This window comes from Actinokineospora sp. NBRC 105648, assembly GCF_030269645.1.
Lineage (GTDB): Bacteria > Actinomycetota > Actinomycetes > Mycobacteriales > Pseudonocardiaceae > Actinokineospora.
In genome coordinates, this window is record NZ_BSTR01000074.1 from 16,117 (window position 1) to 29,999 (window position 13,883).

Annotated in this window: 11 protein-coding genes; 3 read left to right on the forward strand and 8 right to left on the reverse strand. The window is 71.4% G+C overall.

The window, feature by feature from the left end:
* Positions 1-4: 4 nt before the first annotated feature.
* The gene (locus QSK30_RS34925) at positions 5-1,315 is read left to right on the forward strand and encodes a cation:proton antiporter (protein WP_285509657.1); all 1,311 of its coding nucleotides are present in this window, start codon (positions 5-7) and stop codon (positions 1,313-1,315) included.
* A 40-nt stretch (positions 1,316-1,355) separates the two neighbouring features.
* Here QSK30_RS34925 and QSK30_RS34930 read toward each other — a convergent pair whose 3' ends face one another.
* From QSK30_RS34930 to QSK30_RS34960, 7 genes are all read right to left on the reverse strand, one after another.
* A complete protein-coding gene (locus tag QSK30_RS34930; protein WP_285509659.1) occupies positions 1,356-1,718 on the reverse strand; it encodes a hypothetical protein in 363 nt (120 codons plus the stop codon).
* Between the two features lie 77 nt (positions 1,719-1,795).
* A complete protein-coding gene (locus tag QSK30_RS34935; RefSeq protein ID WP_285509661.1) occupies positions 1,796-3,151 on the reverse strand; it encodes a condensation domain-containing protein in 1,356 nt (451 codons plus the stop codon).
* Positions 3,148-4,488 (reverse strand): MATE family efflux transporter, encoded by a 1,341-nt coding sequence (locus QSK30_RS34940; RefSeq protein WP_285509663.1) that lies wholly within the window; start codon positions 4,486-4,488, stop codon positions 3,148-3,150. The genes QSK30_RS34935 and QSK30_RS34940 overlap by 4 nt, the downstream gene beginning before the upstream one ends.
* Entirely contained in the window at positions 4,485-8,156 is a 3,672-nt protein-coding gene (locus QSK30_RS34945; RefSeq protein WP_285509665.1) for an SDR family NAD(P)-dependent oxidoreductase, read from the reverse strand. The genes QSK30_RS34940 and QSK30_RS34945 overlap by 4 nt, the downstream gene beginning before the upstream one ends.
* 12 nt (positions 8,157-8,168) lie before the next feature.
* Entirely contained in the window at positions 8,169-8,990 is an 822-nt protein-coding gene (locus QSK30_RS34950) for an ACP S-malonyltransferase (protein WP_285509667.1), read from the reverse strand.
* 27 nt (positions 8,991-9,017) lie between these two features.
* On the reverse strand, positions 9,018-10,070 hold the full coding sequence (locus QSK30_RS34955; protein WP_285509668.1) for a hypothetical protein: 1,053 nt from the start codon (positions 10,068-10,070) through the stop codon (positions 9,018-9,020).
* A gap of 372 nt (positions 10,071-10,442) precedes the next feature.
* Positions 10,443-10,994, reverse strand: a complete 552-nt coding sequence (locus QSK30_RS34960; RefSeq protein ID WP_285509670.1) for a flavodoxin family protein — start codon at positions 10,992-10,994, stop codon at positions 10,443-10,445.
* Positions 10,995-11,099: 105 nt separating this feature from the next.
* Here QSK30_RS34960 and QSK30_RS34965 point away from each other — a divergent pair, with 105 nt between their 5' ends.
* Complete coding sequence (locus tag QSK30_RS34965; protein WP_285509672.1) at positions 11,100-11,498, forward strand: MarR family winged helix-turn-helix transcriptional regulator; 399 nt, start codon at positions 11,100-11,102, stop codon at positions 11,496-11,498.
* A 110-nt stretch (positions 11,499-11,608) separates the two neighbouring features.
* Entirely contained in the window at positions 11,609-12,583 is a 975-nt protein-coding gene (locus tag QSK30_RS34970) for a helix-turn-helix transcriptional regulator (protein WP_285509674.1), read from the forward strand.
* Positions 12,584-12,855: 272 nt separating this feature from the next.
* On the opposite strand, the gene QSK30_RS34975 is transcribed toward QSK30_RS34970, so the two are convergent.
* Positions 12,856-13,245, reverse strand: coding sequence for a hypothetical protein (locus QSK30_RS34975; RefSeq protein WP_285509676.1), 390 nt, complete (start codon positions 13,243-13,245; stop codon positions 12,856-12,858).
* Between the last annotated feature and the right edge of the window lie 638 nt (positions 13,246-13,883).

A 13,883-nucleotide genomic window follows, 5' to 3' on the forward strand; every position in this document is an offset into this window, starting at 1 on the left:
CCGGATGTCGAGAGGTCCCGCCGCTGTGGAGTCAGGTCCGATCATCTACGCGGGAGCCGGACTGGCGACCCTGGCGGCGGCGCTGCTGCCGCGGGTGCTGTCCCGGGTGCCGCTCTCGATGCCGATGGTCTTCCTGGGCGCCGGGGTCCTCTTCTTCGGCCTCGTCGGACCGCTACCCGACATCGACCCCGTCGCCGACGGCGGGATCGCCCGGCACCTGACCGAGCTGTGCGTGCTGGTGGCGCTGATGGGCGCGGGCCTGGCCCTCAACCGCCCGCCCAGCCTGCGACGGTGGGCGAGCACGTGGCGGTTGCTGGGTATCACCATGCCGCTGTCCATGATCGCGGTGGCGTTCCTCGGCTGGAGCCTGCTGGGACTCGGGATCGCCGCCGCGGTGCTACTCGCGGCCGCGCTGGCGCCCACCGACCCGGTGTTGGCGGGCGAGGTGCAGGTGGCCGAGCCGGTGGAGCACACCTCCGACGACGACGAGGCCCGGTTCGCGCTGACGTCCGAGGCGGGGCTCAACGACGGGCTGGCCTTCCCGTTCACGCTGGCGGCGGTGGCCATCAGCGTGGCGGGACCGGCACCCGGGGGCTGGCTGGCGCACTGGCTGGCGGTCGACGTGCTGTGGCGGCTGGCCGCGGGCGTGGGCATCGGCGTCGCGACCGGGTGGCTGCTCGGCAGGCTGTTCTTCGCCGCGCCGTCCAAGAAGTTCCGCCTGGCCGAGCACGCCGAGGGGTTCGTCGCGCTGGCGGCGACCTTCCTGGCCTACGGCGTGACGGAACTGGCCCACGGCTACGGGTTCGTCGCGGTGTTCGTGTGCGCGTGCGTGATCAGGGCCGCCGAGCGCCGCTCGGCCTACCACCACGTCCTGCACCAGTACGTGGAGCAGGTCGAGCGGATGCTGACCGTGCTGGTGGTCTTCCTGCTCGGCGGCGCGGTGGCCACCGGCGTGCTCGCGGGCCTCACCTGGCGCGAGATCGTGTTCGCCGTCGCCCTGCTGCTGGTCGTGCGCCCCCTGGCGGGCCTGGTCGGACTGCTGGGCGGCCCGACCGGACCGCGCGAGCGGACCGTCATCGCGGCGTTCGGCGTGCGCGGCGTCGGATCACTGTTCTACGTGGCCTACGCGCTCCAGGAAGGCCACTTCGCCGATCCGCACGCCCTGTGGCGGGTGGTGAGCCTGGTGGTGGTCGGGTCCATCCTGTTGCACGGGATCTCCGCGACACCGGTGATGGCGATGCTGGACCGAGCGCGGGTCCGCACCGCGCGCGAACTGCACGGCGACGCGGAGCAGGCACCGCACACCGCCGCTTGAGCGGGACCGCCCCGGGACACCGGGACGGTCCCGCGACAGGTCAGGCGGTGACGACCAGTTCGGTGCTGACCCTCCCGGACCAGCAGTCGTAGCTGACGGTGTAGCGGCCGGGCGTGCGCACGGTCCGGCCGGTCCCCTGGACCTCCCAGCCGAACCCGGTGCCACCGTTGCCGGTGTAGTGCAACGGGATCGGCGCCAGGAAGCCGCGGGAGTCCACCGTGGTGGCCAGCGGGGTCTGCTGCGCGGGCGGGAAGCAGTAGATGGTCACGGTCACCGACTGTCCACTGGAGACGGTGGGCGGCCAGAGCGTGACCTGCTGCGGCCTGGTCGCGCTCGCGGGCGCGACGCTGACCAGCGCGGCGGTGGCCGCCAGGGCGATGACGGCGGGAATACGGGTCTTCATTTCTCCCCCAAAGAGAAATCGAGCGAATTGGTCGCCGGCGCGGGCATGTGTCAACGACACGAGCCCCCCAGCACTACTCAAGACGCACGGCGTCCACTGGGGTTGCCCGCGTCCTGGGCGAGGTCCAACGCCAACTGTTCGAACGCGTACAAGAAGGCACGGATCTCCGCTGGGGGAAGCAAAGCCGTATCGGCCATCAAGGAGAGCTGCAGCCGCTCCGAGGTCCCGCGGGTGTCGAGGAACAGGGACATGCCCTCGGACTCGGCCGTCTGCGGCCAGGAGAAGGTGGTCGCCGCCGCCAACTCGACGAGGTCCACGGCGATCGCCCGGGACCTGGGCAGCGTCGACCACATGTCATTGAACTGGCAGCCGGGGACAGCCTGCCGGGGTACCGCGCGGGTGGCGCGGGCGTCGTAGCGGGCGTGCCGGGCGGCGGCGGCCATGCACTGCTCGGACTGGCGCACCAGCTCCGCGAACGATCCCGCGGTCACCTCGACCGCGGTCAGGACTGCCTGGTTGAGGCTCGACACGGTGCCGAACAGCTCTGGTGCCGTTCGGTTGCCTTGCATGATCTCCAGCGCGTACACCGGCCCCACCACCAGGTCGCGGACCAGCGCGGTGGTGATCGACAGCAGGATCACCGAGGTCGTGGTCCGGTACCGCCGAGCCGCCAGCCGCACGGCGACCGGGATCGCGTCGGACTCCAGTTCGCCGCGGTGGAACCGGGGGGCGACCGGCTCCGCCCGGGCGGGCAGCATGCCGGGCGTCAGCCTGGCGAGCTGCGCCCGCAGGTACCGCACCGCCTCGATGGTGCGGAGTTGCCCCTCCGGTGACGACTCGTGGGCGACCAGGTCCAGCGGCTGCTGGGCCGGGCGGGGCGGCGGGAGCGGCAGGCCGTCGGCACGGGCTCGGAACAGCTTCCCGAGTTCGGTCACCAGCAGGTCCGCGCTGCTGTTGTCGGCCGACAGGTGCGACACCGCGAAGTACAGCAGGACCGGGATCCCCTCGTGCAGCGCAACGGCGACCCGGATCGGCAGTTCGGTCCCGTGGTCTATCGGGGTGCCGCCCAGCCGGATCGTGCAGTCGGTGACGATGTCGGCGAAGGTGACCGGGTCGTCGGCGGGGCGGTCGAAGACCTCGATCGTGAGCGTCCCGGCGGCGAGCACCTCCTGGGTCGCGTCACCGCGCGGGGTGCGGTGGTAGTGGGTGCGCAGGGACTCGTGCCGGGACAGCAGCTCGCCGAGGATGTCCAGGACGTCCCCGAGCTCCAGCAGCAGCGGGATGTCCAGCCAGCGGCTCAGCACGAAGAACGGCTTCATCTCCGGCAGCCACTCGGCCATGATGTCCCAGGTGCCGCGCTGCCCCCAGGCGAGGGTGCCGGTCCTGGACCGTCCACTGTGGAACACGACGTCCGCCGTGCCGCGCGTGATCATGAGACACCCACCGGGACTCGGCTCGGGAACAGCACTCGGCGCAGGCAGAACAGGGAGTAGGTCAACCCCGCGGTCCAACCGGCCACCACGGCCCACATGACCGCGGTGATGCCGAACACCCCGCTGAACAGGTAGGCGAACGGGATCTGCACGAGGACGAACGCGATCACCGTGCACACCAACGGGACCGCCGTCCGCCGGGCACCGTTGAGGTAGCCGTGCGCGACCACCATCACCGTATACAGCGCCAGGAACGGGTAGATGATGACGATGTACCGCTCGGTCAGCGCCCGGGTGGCCAGGTCGTCGGTGAACAGCGCCGCGATCGGGGCGCGCGCCAGCAGCACGACCCCGGCGACCACCACCGAGAGCCCCAGCGTCAGCGCCATCGTGTCCACCAGCCCCCGCCGCGCCCGTTCCCGGTCCGCGCCGCCCAGGTTCTGCGCGACGAAGGCGGTCACGCCGCCGGAGAAGTCGAGGAACAGCATGCCGGTGAACAGCTCCAGCCGGGACACGATGGTGAACGCGGCCATCACCACCTCGCCGTAGGCCTGGATGATCCAGACCAGCACCATGATCCCCACCGCGAGGATGATGTGCTGGCTGGCCAACGGGAACCCGAGCCGCACCGCGTCGACCAGCTCCCGGCGGACCTCCGGCACGGACTCGCCGCGTGTGGACGGGTGCGTCCGCGCCGCCCAACCGAGCCCGACCAGCAGCGCGGCCGTGCTGGCCGCCGCGGTCGCCGCCGCCGCGCCACCGATCCCCCACTCCAGCACCGCGACGAAGAGCAGGACCAGCGCGACGTTGAGCAGGCTGCCGATCCCCTGCACCCACATCGCGGCCCGCGAGTCGCCGAGGCCGCGCAGGTAGGCGCTCACCGCGGCCGTGCCGAAGATGCCCGGGAAACCGATCGCCAGGATCCCGAGGAACCGCGCGCAGTCGGCGGCCAACTGCCCGTGGATGCCCATCAGGCCGAGCACCGGGCCGGACAGCAGCGTCGCCGGGAGCACGCAGCCGACCGACCAGACGACCGTGACCAGCGCCAGCGCCAGCACGACGCCGCGCCGTTCCCCGTCCTGCCGGGCGCCGCGCAGGTGCGCGAGCCGGATGGTGAACGCCGTGCCCAGGCCGATGAACATGGCGTTGAGCAGGTAGAACAGCGGCCCGCACGCGCCGATGGCGGCCAGGCCGCCGATGCCCACGTAGTGCCCGACGACGACGCTGTCGACGAGCAGGTAGCCCTGCTGCAGCAGGTTCGCGGCCGTCAGCGGGAGCGCGAAGCCCACGATCCGGCGCAGGGCCGGTCCCCTGGTCAGGTCGGCGGCGTCGCTCACGGCAGCGCGCTCGTGGTGGCGACCGCGTTCCCGGCGGACTGGGCGTCCTCGACTGGCGCATTCTCGATCGGCGCGTCCTCGAACTGGGCGGTCTCGGCGAACTCGGCGAGCTCCTCGAGGTGGTAGGCGATCTCGGTGATGGTCCGGTCGGCGAGCAGGTCGGCGACGTCGTAGGACACCCCGTGGCACACCGCGATCGTGCTCGCCACCGAGGCGGCCATGATCGAGTCGCCGCCGAGGTCGAAGAAGTCCGCCTCGACGTCGAGCTCGGGGAACCCGAAGGCCAGCGCGAGGCAGCGGCCGACCGACCACTCGGTGTCGGAGAACCCGTCCCGCCCGGCCAGCTCGACCTCGACCGCGGCCACCGTCGACTTGATCTTCGCCGAGGCCTCCCGGAGCCGGTCCTCCAGGGCCCGCATCTGCCGCTCCACCTTGGCGTCGATGTCCGGGGACAGCGTGACGTCGTAGGAGCGCAGCAGGTGGATCAGCTCGCCGCGGTAGTTCAGCTCGCCCGCGAACAGCCGCGGCCGGTCCGAGCGCAGCGCCGCGTCGAGCACCCGTAGACCGATCGCGGTGGGCAGCGCCTTGAACATGGTGTCGCCGTTGGTGCCGTGGTCGACGGCCATCCCGATCTCCTTCCAGGCGACCCAGTCCAGCGCGACCACGTGCCCGGGCCCGCCCGCCCGGGCACGGGCGAGGTTGTCCAGGTAGTAGTTGCCCGCGGCGTAGTCGGCCTGGCCCGGCGCCGGGAAGACCGAGGCCACCGAGGAGAAGTGCGCGACGAAGTCCGGCGGGTCGGCCTTGGTCAGCTCCTCGAGCACGAACGCGGCGTGCAGCTTGACCCGGACCACGTCGTCGAAGTCGGCTGGCTCGCGGAACATCAGCGTGCTGCCGCCGGGCAGACCGGCCGCGTGCACGACACCGTCGAGCCTGCCGTGCGCGCGTTGGATGCCGGTGACGGCCTCGGCGAACGCCTTCGGGTCGCCCGCGTCGGCGGGGACCACGACCACCGTGGCACCGCGGGACTCCAGCTCCCGCACCACCTCGACCCGGTCCGCCATCGGCGAGCCCGCCGCGACGAGCCCCGTCCACCGCTCGCGCGGCGGCAGCCCGGACCGGCTCAGCAGCACCACGGTGATGTCGGGCTGGGCCGTGACGAACGCCGTCGCGACGGCCAGACCGAGGGCGCCGGTCCCGCCGGTGATCAGGTACGTGCCGCCGGACTTGAGGTAGGCGGGCGGCCCGTCGGCCGCGTGGTCGAGTTCGGGGACCTCCACGAACACCTCACGGGTCCGCCGGTCGCCGCGCAGCACGAACAGCCCGTGCTCGGCGGCGAACACCTCGGCCCGCAGCGCCTCCCCCGGCACGTCGAGGTCGACGTCGACGTGCTTGACCTTGATGTAGGGGTACTCGCGGCCGACGACCTTGCCGAAGCCCACCAGCGCCGCGTTCTCGGTGACCACCCCGGGCTCGCCGTCCTCGGCGCAGACCGCGGTGCGGGTCAGCACGGTCAGCTCGACCTTGACCCCGGCGGCCATCAGCGCCTTGGTCAGCAGGAACAGGCCGCGCAGGTTCTTGGCGTAGCGGCGTTCGACCTCCTCGACGTCGGTCGCCGCGCTCGCCTCGAAACCGAGCGCGAACACCACGTGCGTGATCTCCTCGTCGGCCACCAGGGCGGCGACCCGCTCAAGGGAGTCCGCGTCCGTTACGTCAAACCCGGGCCCACCCGGCTCGACGGGGGCACCGAGGCGCAGCAGGCGCGACTCCCCCAGGCCTGCCCCGGTGAGCACGGCCTCGGCGTCGGTGTCCGGGTCGAGCAGTGCGAGCACCCGGGCACCCGCCGGGACGTCGACCACCGGGAGCGCGGGCACGGGCTGGAGCTCGACGTCGTGGGTCACCGGGTGCCGTTCGTCCACAGTGGTCAGCGACAGCTGCGAGCGCCAGGTGTCCGGGAACTGCATCCAGGCGAGGGTCTCGTCGAAGACGTAACCCGGCAGGTCCACGACCCGCGCCGCGCGGTCCCCCGCCAGCCGGACCCAGTCGATGGGCGCACCGGCGAGGAACGCCTTGGCCTCGGCCCCGAGCGCGCTGTCCGGCGGGGTCTGCCTGCCGTCGACCAGGAGGGCCGCGAGCTGGGCCCGCAGGTCGGCGACGTCGGTCACCACCAGGGCGACCCGGTGGCGGTGGGAGGCCCGGGAGACCCGGGTGGTGTGGCAGACGTCAGCTAGCTCCACAGTGGACAGACCACCGCCGTCGATGAACGCGATGTAGTCGCGCACCAACGCGGTCAGCGACTTCAGCGTCACCGCGCTGAGCACGAACAGGTGCTCAGGATCCAGCGACGGTGCCGCGGCGGGCTGCGTGTACTCCTCGACCACGACGTGCGCGTTGGTGCCGCCGAGGCCGAAAGCGCTCACACCGCAGCGCCGCGGCCCCTCGGACTCCCACGGGCGCAGGGAGGTCGAGACGTAGAGCGGCCCGGAGGCGAAGTCGAGCCTCGGGTTCGGGGTGGTGAAGTTGGCCTGCGGCGGGATCGCGCGGTTGCGCAGCACAGCGACCGCCTTGATCAGACCGATCACGCCCGACCCCTCGAACAGGTGGCCCACGTTCGCCTTGACCGTGCCGACCGCGCAGAAGCCGCGGTCCTGGGTGTGCTTGGCGAACGCGCGCTTGATGCCCTCGTGCTCGATCGGGTCGCCGACCCGGGTCGCGGTGCCGTGCGCCTCGAAGTAGCCGATGGTGCGCGGGTCGACCTCCGCGTCGCGCCAGGCGGCCAGCAGCAGCTCGGCCTGGGAGTCGGAGTCGGGGTTGGTGATGCCCTCGGTGTTGCCGTCGTGGTTGACCGCGCTGCCCTTGATCACCGCGTACACCCGGTCGCCGTCGGCCACCGCGCGGTCGAGCCGCTTGAGCACCACCGCGCCGGAGCCCTCGCCGAACCCGGTGCCGTCGGCGGCCTCGTCGAAGGTGCGGGTGACCCCGTCGGAGGACTCGATGCCGATGTTCGAGTGCGGGTGCCTGACCGGCGCGAACACGATCCGCGCACCGCCGACCACGGCCATCTCGCAGTCGCCCACCAGCAGCGAGTTCTTGGCCTGGTGCACCGCGACCAGCGTCGCCGAGCAAGCGGTGTCCACCACCAGGCTGGGCCCGCGCAGGTCGAGCAGGTGCGAGAGCCGGTTGGCCAGCATCGCCGGGATGTTGCCGGTGATCGCCTGCTGGCCGACCGAGGGGTCGACCCGGCAGATGTAGTCGAGGTAGGTCGAGCCCGGGTTGACCGCGAACCCGACGAACACCCCGGTCCGGCTGCCGCGCAGCCGGTCGGCGGAGTAGCCGGCGTCCTCGAACGCCAGCACCATGGCGCGCAGCGCCATCCGGTGGTGCGGGTCGGTCAGCTGCGCCTGCCGCGGGTTCATCCCGAACGCGGCGTAGTCGAAGGTGTCGACGGTGTCGAGGAAGCTGCCGTTGTGGTACTCCACGTCCGGCTCGTCGAGCGGGTCGACGCTGGTGGCGCGCAGGTACTGGATGTACTCGCCCAGCTTGGCCCGCCGGTCCATCGGGAACGGCCGGGCCAGGCTGGTGCCCGCGCTGATCACGCGCCAGAACGCGTCCAGGCCGCGGACCTGCGGCAGGTCCACCGAGAGACCGACGATAGCGATGTCCGTGTTCATCTCATCCATCCGTCAGCGGGTCGCGTTCACAAGCGAGGTCAGGGTCTGGCCGTGCACCTCGTCGAAGTCGGTGACCCCGGCCGCGCGCAGCGTGCGCACCGTGCGCACCCACTCCACCGGCGCGCACAGCTGGCGCGCCAACAGCTCCGGGCCGTCGAAGAGCTCACCGGTCACGCTGGAGACCACCGGGGTGGCGGCGGGCCGGAACTCGTGGCCCGCCAGGACCGCGCGGAACTCGGCCTCGGCGGGCACCATCAGCGGGGTGTGGAACGGGCCGCTGACGTTGATCGGCACCACCCGGGAGCCGGGTAGCACGGCGATCGCCTTGCCCGCCACGGCCAACTCGGCGCGGTCACCGGCGATGGTGGTCTGGGTGTCGGCGTTGAGGTTGGCGACGAAGACCCTGCCCAGCCCGGTCTCGGTCAGCGCGCGGCGCACGAACGCCACCGGCACGCCCTGCACGGCCGACATCCCGCCGCCGGTGACCCCGGCCATCAGCTCGGCCCGCCGACGGACTAGCCGCAGTCCGTCGGCGAGGTCGAGCACCCCGGCGGCGACCAGCGCGTTGTACTCGCCGAGGCTGTGGCCGGCGAAGTACCCGTAGTCCACCTCGGCGGTGCGCTGGAGCCCGAGCAGGGCGTTGACGACGAAGACGGCGGGCTGGGCGTAGCGGGTGTCCCGCAACCGCCGCTCGGGGTCGCGGGCGCACAGCTCGGCGACGGAGTAGCCGAGGATGTCGTCGGCGAGCGCGGTCTCGACCGGGAAGCGGTCGAACAGGTCCGCGCCCATGCCCCGGCGCTGCACGCCCTGGCCGGGGAAGAGTAGGCACCGCATGGCTGTTCTCCTTGTCCGCTACTCGGGTCAGGTGAGCTGCTGGGGCGACTGGAAGCGCACGGACCGCGCGGGCAGGCACTCCCGGGTGAACCGACGTGCCCCCGGGCCGGGGCCGACGTCGAGCACGCGATCCACCCCGTCGACCGCGAACCGCACGGCGGCGGGCCAGTCGATGGGCCGCACCAGCACCTGGTCGAGGAACTCCTCGACCAGGTCGGCGGAGTCGTTGAGCAAGCGCGGCCGGTCCGTGGCGTAGACGGGTATCGCGAGGTCGGCGGGGGTCGGCACCGGCCCGATGAAGTCGAGGTCATCCCGCACCAGCCGCGCCGCGGGCGCCAGCAGCTCGCTGTGGAACGGGATGGTGTTGGGCAGGAAGGCCCAGTTCGCGCGCACGGTGTCCAGGCGGGAGAAGTCGACCAGGTGCTCGGCGGCGCCGCTGAGCACGTGCGCCGCGGGCGAGTTGACGAGACTCAGCGTCAACGCGCCGGGATTGTCGGCGTTGTACTTCTCGACCGCTGTGGCCAGGTCGGACCGGGAGACGCCGGTCAGCGCGGCCATCGGACCGGCCATCCGACCACGGCTGTCCCGCTCGCGGTCCAGCGCTTCGGGGCCGACCCGGTCGAGGAAGACCTGGTGGCCGCGCACCAGGCTGATGGCGACCAGCCGGAGCGACCCGGCCGCCACCGCGAGGAAGTCGTCCAACCGCCGCGACCGCAGCCCCGCAACGATCGCGGCCTGCAAGCCGATGCTGTGCCCGAGCGCGCCCACGACCGGCAACCGGCCTACGGGACCGGTGGGCAGCAGGTGGCACACCTGGTGGACGTGGACGCACACCCCCGCGACCACTGAATTGTCCAATACGGTGCTCGGGAATCCGAAATCAAGCCAATGCCGCAGGTCCAATCCGTCGGGCAGGATGTCGGCGCCGGGATCGCCATAGCGCAGAACATCGTCCAGCACGGTGAACACACCGTGAAAATAAGCGGCGTTCTCCGGCCGCGAGTACAACTCCCGCAACGCGGGGACCAGCCCGTCGGTGTTCCCGCCGAGCCCGTCGAACAACAGCAGGGTACGCATCATGACCTCGGCACTCACAGGAATTGTCGGCCCACCGATTACGGCTTTTGATCAGCGTCAACAATTCCGACCATAGTGACCGAGGCCCAGGTGAACAATTCCCGGGGCAAGTGAGGAAGGTCACCGGACAAGGGAATACCCCACCCCATCCGGCGATTAACACAAACGATGCAATGGCCTAGCCCGGAAAATAGTGGTCAGCCGGGGTTGCCCGATGGGCACCCGATGAAGGAGGATCCGCCGCCAACCCCCAGTGCGCCAACACAGCGGCGAATCCTCCCTCCCCCACCCCCAAGCCGAAACCCGAACCGCCGCACGACCGAGTTCACCCGGATCGAGCCAAGGACAAAACCGGCGACACGCGACGGCCAGGGGTCACACCCGGACTGGCGCGAAGAAGTCACCGGCACGCGCCAACGCGCCCGCGTCGTTCTGCACATCCCCCGGCCGACTGCCGTTCCCCAACAGCAAACCGCCCCACCGCATGTGCAGGTATCCCGCCGAAAGGCGCAGCATCCCGGCCAGCGGATCGGCCTGGGCCGCGTTCTCCTCGGCCAGCACGCTGATCCCCCACAGCGTCTTCGCCGCCATCCGCGCCTTGAAGTCCACTTCGGGCACTCGCAGCCAGGCCGACCAGTAGTCCAAATAGGTCTTCGTGCTCGACGAGACGCTGTACCAGTAAACCGGCGAGGCGATCACGATGTCGGTGGCCTCGAGCGTCGCGTCCAGCAACAGCCTCTCGTTCCCCGACGGCGGCGGCAGCGGGTCGTCGTGGCGGGTGTCGGCGAAGGTCGGCAGCGGGACGTCGCCCAGCCACAGCCAGCGCTGCTCGGTGTCGGCGGGCAGCTGCCGGGCCGCGTGCCGGGCGAGCTGCTCGGTGTTGCCGTCCTGGCGGGAACTGCCGAGCACGAACAGGAACCGGCTCATCGGTGTGGTCCTCCCCATTTAGATGCACGTACATCTAATGCATGTACACACAGATGTTGTCGGTGCAGGTATCCTCTTGTCAAGACCGGGCGAGGAGTGGACATCGTGGGAACGTCGTGGGACCGGCTGGTGGCACTGCACAGCAGGATCGAGCAGGAACTGGCCCGCGCCCTGACCCCCTTCGACCTGGGCCTGTCCGAGTACCGCGCGCTGAGCAGGCTCGCCGTCGCGCCACACGGTGAGCTGCGGATGCAGAACCTCGCCGAGGCGATCGGGCTGAACCAGAGCTCGGTCAGCCGATTGGTCGCCCGGCTGGACCAGGCGGACCTGACCGCGCGGACGATGTGCGCCGACGACCGGCGCGGCATCTACTCGGCGATCACCGCGCACGGCCGCGAGCGGCAGTCGGCCGCCGAACCGGCCTACGAGGCGGCCCTGGAGGCGGCCCTGGACCTCGCCGCCGGGGACCCCGACCTGGCGGACCTGGTGGCCACGCTCCGCTAGGCGGCCCGTGCCCGCCGACCCAGTCGCCCCGAGTCTCGGCGACCGACGACGCCGGCAGCGCGCGGGCTAAAGTGCTCATCAGGTGAGCACTTCGCGCGGGAGGATGGGTCATGCGCGCTGATCGGCTGGTCGCCACCCTCCTGCTCCTGCAGTCCCGCGGCCGGGTCACCGCCGCCGAGCTGGCCGACGAGCTGGAGATCTCCGTCGCCACCGCCCGCCGCGACCTCGAGGCGCTGTCCACGGCCGGGATCCCGGTCTACCCGCAACCGGGGCGCGGGGGCGGCTGGTCCCTCGTCGGTGGCGCCCGGACCGACCTCAGTGGACTGTCCGCGACCGAGGCGCGGGCGCTCTTCGCGCTCGTCGGCCCGGCGGCGGCCGTCTCCGGCGAGGCGAAGGCGGCGCTGCGCAAGCTCGTCCAGGCCCTGCCGCGGACCTTCCGCGCCGACGCCGAGGCGGCCGCGAGCGCCACGGTGATCGACCCGACCCGCTGGGGCGAGCGCGACCGGCGCCGCCCCGAGGTGGTCGACCTGCTGCACGCGGCCGTCGTCGGCAGGCGCAAGGTCCGGATCACCTACACCAACGGCGCCCGCGAGCGGTCCGAGCGGCTGGTCGACCCGTGGGGCCTGGTCGACAAGGACGAGCTCTGGTACCTGATCGCGGGCACCGAGCGGGGGCAGCGCACCTTCCGGGTCGACCGGATCGCCGCGGCCGCGGCGACCGACGAGCCCGCCGAGCGCCCGGACGACTTCGCCCTGGCCGAGGCGTGGCAGCGAGTCGTCGGGGAGGTGGAGCGGCGCCGGTCGCGGACCTGGGCGACGGTGCTCGTCGAGACCCGGTTCGTGTTCGTGCTGCGCGACCGGTTCGGCAGGCACTGCGTGCCGGAGGCCGACCTGGCCGACGGCCGGTCCCGGGTGCGGCTGGGCGCGCCGAACCCGTTGGACATCGCCCGCGACCTCGCGGGCTGGGGCGCCATGATCGAGGTGCTGGAACCGCAGGCGGTGCGGGTAGAGCTGGCCCGGATCGGCACCGAGCTCGCCGCCCGCTACGCCGGAGAGGGAGCGGCTGCCGCGCCCGTGGGGCAATGACAACGCGAATCGCTTTACCGGATTTCACTGTTTCGTCGCTTATCCCCAGGTACCGGGAACGCGATTTCTCAGTGCTGCCCCCGGCGTCGATCCCGCGGGGCTCTGCGCGATCCAGCGGCCCGCCGGCCCATGCGGGAACCATTCCGAGTAGCGAACCGATGACGAAGACCACTGTGACCCGTCATTGTCCGACGGGTCACAGTGGTTGACGAATGACAGTAGTTGACGATTCACAATTGCGGGAGCGGGCGAAATGCCCAGCTCACCCGGGTTCAGAACTCGTCGGAGCTGGTGAACTCGCGTTCGAGATCGTCCGCGCGAGCGACGATCAGCCGCAGCGGGCGCTCGAACTCCTCCAGCACGCCCAGGCCCTCCAGCGGCGCGCTGTGCTTGAGCAGGGCGACCCCGTCCACCACCGCCGCGCCACCGACCAGCGAACCGCCCGCGCGCTCCAGCAGCACCCGCAGGTCGATCTTGTCCGCCCAGCCGACCGGCGAGGAGATCTCGACCCAGGTGCCGTCGTCGGCGACCACGTGGTGCACCGCCACCTGCTGCGTGCGGTCGTCCACGGTGTCCAGCCGGAACCGCAGCCAGCTGTCCGTCTCGTCGAGCACCTCGTACCGGGTGCGGACGTAGTTGATGACGTCGGTCCAGGTGGCCACTACATCGCCTCTCGCGTGCGGTCGTCGTGCGCGGTCGAGCATCTCACACCGGTCGAGAGCCGTCCCGGTCGCGGGCGAGACGCGGGCGCGGCGACCGGCGGAACGGGCGCGGTCGAGGCGTCGGCGCCCCGACCGCGCGGACGATCCAGGTCAGCGGCTAACGGCCGATAAGCGGGGTGCGATGACTACACCAACGACCGGAAAGGGAATGCCATGTGGTCGAGACCCCGGTGTTCTCCGCGACGGTCCCGCGTCCGGCCGGGTGTCGAAAGCGGACACTCCAGGTGGGACCGACGAGCGGGTCCCGGTATCCGGGCGGACCGTGATTACGCTGTTCAGCCGCGTTTCGTGTCGCATTTGGAGCGTTGACATCGGATGATAGGGCGCTTAGCATAGCGCACCGCCACTCGGGTCGCGGAGCGTTCGAAGTCGACACGTCGGGGAATACGCATTCCCCGACGGTGGGCGCCTGCGCTTTTCCGGCGGGAGGCCGCCGATCCACGTGGGATCTCAGGGGAACGTCAAAGTCTGTGATCTTGGCGTGAGGTCAGATGACCATCACGTCACGTTGTGCTGATCGCGGTCGCCATGATCGGGAAGATCCGGGTCCGGTCGGCGGCGATATGTTCCAGAGTGCG

Coding starts and splice junctions, on each gene's coding strand:
- QSK30_RS34925 (WP_285509657.1), top strand. CDS start 5: ATGTCGAGAGGTCCCGCCGCTGTGGAGTCAGGTCCGATCATCTACGCG.
- QSK30_RS34930 (WP_285509659.1), bottom strand. CDS start 1,718: ATGAAGACCCGTATTCCCGCCGTCATCGCCCTGGCGGCCACCGCCGCG.
- QSK30_RS34935 (WP_285509661.1), bottom strand. CDS start 3,151: ATGATCACGCGCGGCACGGCGGACGTCGTGTTCCACAGTGGACGGTCC.
- QSK30_RS34945 (WP_285509665.1), bottom strand. CDS start 8,156: ATGAACACGGACATCGCTATCGTCGGTCTCTCGGTGGACCTGCCGCAG.
- QSK30_RS34950 (WP_285509667.1), bottom strand. CDS start 8,990: ATGCGGTGCCTACTCTTCCCCGGCCAGGGCGTGCAGCGCCGGGGCATG.
- QSK30_RS34955 (WP_285509668.1), bottom strand. CDS start 10,070: ATGATGCGTACCCTGCTGTTGTTCGACGGGCTCGGCGGGAACACCGAC.
- QSK30_RS34960 (WP_285509670.1), bottom strand. CDS start 10,994: ATGAGCCGGTTCCTGTTCGTGCTCGGCAGTTCCCGCCAGGACGGCAAC.
- QSK30_RS34970 (WP_285509674.1), top strand. CDS start 11,609: ATGCGCGCTGATCGGCTGGTCGCCACCCTCCTGCTCCTGCAGTCCCGC.